This window comes from Mycobacterium sp. E3247, assembly GCF_001667785.1.
Classification (GTDB): Bacteria; Actinomycetota; Actinomycetes; order Mycobacteriales; family Mycobacteriaceae; genus Mycobacterium.
In genome coordinates this window covers 1-4,048 of record NZ_LZJG01000353.1, presented here as the reverse complement: position 1 = coordinate 4,048, position 4,048 = coordinate 1, and the positions used below count along the sequence as shown (strand labels likewise).

The 4,048-nt window shown below is 68.9% G+C and carries 4 protein-coding genes and 1 pseudogene; 2 read left to right on the top strand and 3 right to left on the bottom strand.

The window, feature by feature from the left end; genetic code table 11:
• A partial coding sequence (locus A9X04_RS19420; RefSeq protein WP_197509241.1) for an aldo/keto reductase occupies positions 1-262 on the top strand: 262 nt, incomplete at its 5' end.
• An 80-nt stretch (positions 263-342) separates the two neighbouring features.
• Here A9X04_RS19420 and A9X04_RS19415 read toward each other — a convergent pair.
• The 3 genes from A9X04_RS19415 to A9X04_RS19405 all read right to left on the bottom strand — a co-directional run bounded on the left by A9X04_RS19415 (position 343) and on the right by A9X04_RS19405 (position 3,858).
• Complete coding sequence (locus tag A9X04_RS19415) at positions 343-1,548, bottom strand: acyl-CoA dehydrogenase family protein (RefSeq protein ID WP_067923985.1); 1,206 nt, start codon at positions 1,546-1,548, stop codon at positions 343-345.
• Positions 1,549-1,584: 36 nt separating this feature from the next.
• Entirely contained in the window at positions 1,585-2,991 is a 1,407-nt protein-coding gene (locus tag A9X04_RS19410; protein ID WP_067923982.1) for an acyl-CoA dehydrogenase family protein, read from the bottom strand.
• Between the two features lie 78 nt (positions 2,992-3,069).
• The gene (locus tag A9X04_RS19405) at positions 3,070-3,858 is read right to left on the bottom strand and encodes an inositol monophosphatase family protein (RefSeq protein WP_067923979.1); all 789 of its coding nucleotides are present in this window, start codon (positions 3,856-3,858) and stop codon (positions 3,070-3,072) included.
• Between the two features lie 33 nt (positions 3,859-3,891).
• On the opposite strand from A9X04_RS19405, the pseudogene A9X04_RS31020 reads away from it, so the two are divergent.
• Positions 3,892-4,048: pseudogene (locus A9X04_RS31020) on the top strand (hypothetical protein); the annotation flags it as partial.

Below are 4,048 nucleotides of genomic sequence, written 5' to 3'. Positions count from 1 at the left end.
CGCGTTCGTTCCGTTCTTCCCGCTGGGGGCCGCCTTCGTGCGGCCCAACCCCGTGCTCACCCACGAACTAGTGGTCGACGTCGCCGAGCGGCTCGGGCGGACGCCGGCGCAGGTCGCGTTGGCGTGGACGCTGGGCGTGGCACCCAACGTGCTGCTGATCCCGGGCACCTCGTCGGTGCGCCACCTGGAGGAGAACCTCGACGTCGCGTCCATCGAACTCGACGCGGACACCCGCGAGCGGCTGGACGCGCTCGGCGGATAGTTACGCCGAACGTGCACTCAGGGCGATGAAATCGCCGATTTTCCGCCGTGGTTACACGTTCGGCGCGGCGCGGACCGGGGCTACTTGAGTTCGGCGGACGACAGGCCCAGCAGGCGGCGGGCGACCACCAGCTGCTGGATCTGCTGGGTGCCCTCGAAGATGTCGAGGATCTTGGAGTCCCGCGCCCACTTCTCCAGCATCGATTGCTCGGAATAGCCGGTCGTGCCTGCCAATTCGACGCTCTTGAGGGTGACGTCGCTGGCCATGCGGCCGGCCTTGGCCTTGCTCATCGAGGCCTCTTTGGAGTTGGGGATCTTGTTGTCGGCCTGCCACGCCGCGCGCAGCGCCAGCAGGTAGGCGGCCTCCCAGTCGGCCTCCATCCGCAGGAACTCGGCCGCCGGGGCGCTCTGGGCGTGCGACGGTTTGTCGTAGGAGATCTCCACCCCGGCCTCGGTGAGGATCTTGCGGATCTCCTCCAGGGCGGCGCGGCCCACCCCGATGGCCATGGCGGCCACGATGGGCCGGGTGTTGTCGAAGGTCTCCATCACCCCCGAAAAGCCCTTGCCCACCTCGATTTCCGGGTTGCCCAGCAGGTTCTCCCTGGGAATGCGGACGTTGTCGAACCGGATCGCCGCGGTGTCGGAGCCCTTGATGCCGAGCTTGTGCTCGAGCCGTTCGACGGTGACGCCGGGGTGCTCCCGCGGCACGATGAACGACTTGATCGCGGCCCGCCCCGCCGCCTTGTCCAGCGTGGCCCACACCACGATGTGGGTGGCGCGCGAGCCGGCGGTGACGAAGATCTTCTCGCCGTTGATCACGTATTCGTCGCCGTCCAGCTTGGCGGTGGTCGACACCGCCGCCGAGTCGGAGCCGAAGCCCGGCTCCGTGATGGCCATCGCCGCCCACACCTTGCCCAGGCGCTCGAGCTGCTCCGGGGTGGCGACGGCGGAGATGGCCGCGTTGCCCAAACCCTGATAGGGGACCGAGAGCATCATCGCGACGTCGCCCCAGCAGGCCTCCAAGGTTTGCAGCAGCGCCGCCATGTTGGCGCCGTTGTGGTTTTGGTCCCTGTCCTGGTTTTCGTCGCCCAGGTTGTCGGCCCCGGCGAATTCGATCGACTCCGAGGCGCCCGCGAACAGGTTGTACAGGGTGTCGAGTTCGACGGGGTAGGCGTGTTCCTTCAGGTCGTACTTGCGGGCGATCGGCCGCATCAGCTCCGCGGCACCCTGATGGGTCTTGACGACGACCGCTTGCAGCTTGCGGGGCAGTTCCAGATTGATTGCCATGATTGGTCTTTCGGTAGTCCGGATCGGGGGAGGCGCCTAGATGACTACGACGCCCTCGGCCACGCCGATGGCGCGCAGATCGCGATACCAGCGCTCGACGGGGTGTTCCTTGGTGAAGCCGTGGCCGCCGAGCAGCTGCACGCCGTCCAGGCCGATCTGCATGCCCTTGTCGGTGCCGAGTCGCTTGGCCAGCGCCGCCTCGCGGACGAAGGGCAGGCCCTGCTCGGCGCGGGCCGCGCCGCGCCAGGTGATCAGCCGCAGCCCGTCGAGCTCGATGGCGATGTTGGCGCACATGAACGCGACGGCCTGACGGTGCGCGATCGGCTCGCCGAAGGCCTCGCGCTCCTTGACATAGGGGACGACGTAGTCGAGCACCGCGTGCGAGGTGCCCACCGCCAGCGCGGCCCAGCCCAGCCGGGCCAGCGCGATCGCCTCCGAGTAGTCGTCATCGGTTGCCTCGTCCTCACCGAGCCGCGCGCTCAACGGCACCGACACTCCGGAGAGTTCGACGTGGCCCAGGGCGGCCGCGCGGATGCCCATGCTCGGATCCGCCCTGACGGTAAGGCCTTTCGTCGACGACTCGACGATGAACAGGGCCGGCTTGCCGTCGAGTTGTGCCCCGACGATGAACAGCTCCGCGTCGGCCGCCGCCGGGACCAACGACTTCACGCCGTCGAGGCGGTAGCCGCTCGGGGTGCGCACCGCGGTGGTCGTCAGGCGGGTCGGGTCGAACAGCGGCTGCGGCTCGGCGATCGCGACGCAGGCCTGCGGCACGTTCTCGCCGGCGAACTCGTGCAAGTAGGTGGCCTGCTGGTCCGCGCTGCCCCAATGGGTCAGCGCGGCGGCCACTCCGCCGGGCGCCAGGATCGGCAACGCGAGACCCATGTCGCCGTACGCCAGCGCCTCGGCCACCAGCACGTTGGTGACGCTGGAGCGGTGCGCGGCGATGCCGTCGAAGTCCTCGGGGATGTTGATCGCGGTGATGCCCAACTCGGCGGCCTTGGCGATCAGGTCGGGCGGGGAGGTCGCCGCCTCGTCGGCGTCGTGCGCCGCGGGGCGCAGCACCTCCTCGGCGAATTCGGTGAGCGTCTCGACGATCATCTTCTGGTCGTCGTCGGGCGTCAGGTCGAAGTAGTCCTTGCCGCTCGACTTGAGCCGGGTCGGCCCGCCGCGCAGATTCTGCAGCCGCGTGAACTGCCGGGACGCGGCGGCAGCCGTGGAGAAGATCGTCTTCGTCCCGTATTGCAGGCCGCGGTTGACCGGGTCGCGCAGCTGGTATTTGTCCAGGAACTCCTGCCCCATCAGCGGGGTGAGCAGCGCGATGGCGATGTCGACGCCCGTGCGCTTGTGCGGTTGCAGCCCGATCCCGCTCTGCCGGTCTTTGCGCTTGCGTGAGCGGGCGGATTTGGACGTTTGTGGTGAACCGGAACGAGTGTCGGTCATGTCGGCAGCCTCTGCTGTTGGGGCAATGCGGATAAGCCTATCTTACTCCGGAGTAAGATCACAGAGAACACTTGTTAACTAATTCACAGGGCCGCCGAGGCTGCCGAGGACGCGCGCGTGCAGCGGCCCGTTCGTCGCCAGTGCGCTGCCCCGGTGCGGTCCGGCGACGCCGTCGAGGCCGGTCAGGTTCCCGCCCGCCTCGCGCACCAGGATGTCGAGGGCGGCGAGATCCCACACCGACACCTCGGGTTCGGTGGCGATGTCGACGGCGCCTTCGGCCAGCAGGCAGTAGGACAGGAAGTCCCCGAAGGCGCGCACCCGCCACACCGCATCGGTCAGCGCGATGAAGCGCTCGCGCAGTCCGCGCTGAGCCCAGCCGGACAGGCTGGAGAACGAGAGACTCGCCGAATCCAGTTGGGCCACAGAGGAAACAGCCAGCCGGCGCGGCGGTGCGCCGTCCACCGAGACGAAGGCGCCCCGGCCGCGCGAAGCCCACCAGCGACGCTGCAGTGCGGGCGCGCTGACGACGCCGACGGTGGGCACACCGTCTTCGAGCAGCGCGATCAGGCTGGCCCACACCGGCACCCCCCGCACGAAGTTCTTGGTGCCGTCGATGGGGTCGATGATCCACTGCCGTCCGGTGAAGGTGGTGGTTCCGCCGAACTCCTCGCCGACGATGCTGTCGTGCGGGCGTTCGCGCCCCAGCGCCCCCCGCAGCTCCGTCTCCACCGCGCGGTCGGCGTCGGTGACCGGGGTCAGGTCGGGTTTGGTGTCGACGCGCAGGTCAAGCGCCCCGAACCGGGCGGAGGTCAGCGCGTCCGCGCGGTCGGCCAGCGTCAGCGCCAACATCAGATCGTCCCGGTTCATGACGCAGTCCTATCACGGTCCTACCATGGCGGCGTGTGGGAATTCGGTGTGCTGATCCTGCTGGTGGCCGTTCTCGCGGTGGTCCTCGCCCAGCGGTTCCTCCCGCGCGGGCCCCGCGACGAACTGCTCAACGGCACGCTGCTGGTCACCGGGGTGAGCCCGCGGCCGGACGCCACCGGTGAACAGTTCG